The sequence below is a fragment of the Hyphomonas sp. genome (genome assembly GCF_013823385.1).
Lineage (GTDB): Bacteria > Pseudomonadota > Alphaproteobacteria > Caulobacterales > Hyphomonadaceae > Hyphomonas.
The window spans coordinates 1-1,360 of the sequence record NZ_PNMA01000144.1; the positions used below are offsets into that span (position 1 = coordinate 1).

1 protein-coding gene is annotated in these 1,360 nt (G+C 62.7%); it reads right to left on the bottom strand.

Annotated features, from left to right (window positions below; all coding sequences use genetic code 11):
• Positions 1-258: 258 nt before the first annotated feature.
• A complete protein-coding gene (locus tag C0456_RS20580) occupies positions 259-1,281 on the bottom strand; it encodes an IS110 family transposase (RefSeq protein WP_291056589.1) in 1,023 nt (340 codons plus the stop codon).
• Between the last annotated feature and the right edge of the window lie 79 nt (positions 1,282-1,360).

Sequence of the window (1,360 nt, forward strand, 5' to 3'; positions counted from 1 at the left end):
GTGATTCATATGTGGACGCCCCCTATGGCAACGACTTTTTTGTCGAGATGATTTGATCGGTTGCTTTCATATGTCCGGCCTGTTTGTGCGGCGTGATGTTTGCCACTGGCCCTGATGGAAATCCGCCGGCGAGGTCCCTATCAAGATGACGCGCTGCTGGCGCGCATTGAATCAGACGGGTTGGCCTCGTCATTGGCTCGATCGTCCCTCATCATCGACTGCCGTCACCAATTCTGTTCAGCTCCTTTTGTCGGTCGCTCAGGCTGCGAGCTGGTAGGGCCTGTAGGTCTCCTTCCGCGTCAGCAGCACCCATGCAATCCGCGCAAGCTTGTTGGCGAGCGCGATGGACACGACCCTGAAGGGCTTCTTCTCCATGAGCTTCCTGATCCAGGCGGCCATGGGTGTCGGTTTGTCCTTCGTGTGACGGATGACGGCAGTGGCGCCGACGACGAGCAATCGGCGGAGGTAGCGGTCTCCCTGCTTCGAGATGCCGCCCAGCCTCATCTTGCCGCCTGTCGATTGCTGCTGCGGCGTCAGGCCAAGCCAGGCTGCGAACTGCCGGCCGGAGCGGAACTGATCGGGATCGGTGACGGTGGCTGCTACTGCGGTGGCGGTGATGACGCCCAGGCCAGGGATCGCGGCAAGCCTGCGGCTCGCTTCGCTCTCGACATGCCAAGCAGCGATCTGGCGATCGAGCGCCGAGATCTCCTGCCCAAGGGCAACGATCTGGCGCAGCATGATCGCCAGCGCTACGCGGGCGAAGGATGGAAGCGCATCCCTGTCAGCGAGCGCCTGCTCGGCGAGCCTCGCCAGATTGGCGATGCCGGGATTGGCGACAAGCCCCAGTTCGGCCAGGTGCGAGCGCAAAGCGTTGGCGACCGATGTTCGCTGGCGGACAAGCAGTGATCGGGCCCGGTGGGTCATGAGGATGCTCTGCTGGTCGACCGACTTCACGGGAACGAACTGCATCGTTCGCCGCTGCACCGCTTCGCAGATAGCTTCAGCGTCGATGGCGTCGCTCTTGCCGCGCTTGACGAAAGCCTTGACGTAGGACGGCGGGATCAAGCGAACCTCATGGCCCATCGCCGAAAGCGTTCGCGCCCAATGGTGCGCCGTGCCGCAGGCCTCCACGCCGATCAGGCACGGCGGAAGCTTCGAGAAGAACGGTAGCATCTGCTTGCGATGCAGCTTCTTCGTCAACACCGTCGCACCGGTCGCATCGATGCCATGCGCCTGAAAGACGCTCTTCGCCAAGTCCAGACCAATCGTCGTGATCACCATGGGGCGCTCCTCCCGATCCGAATCGCCGGGTCAGCACCATTGCTGCCGGCGCTGGGCGGGGGCGTCCACATCATCAAGG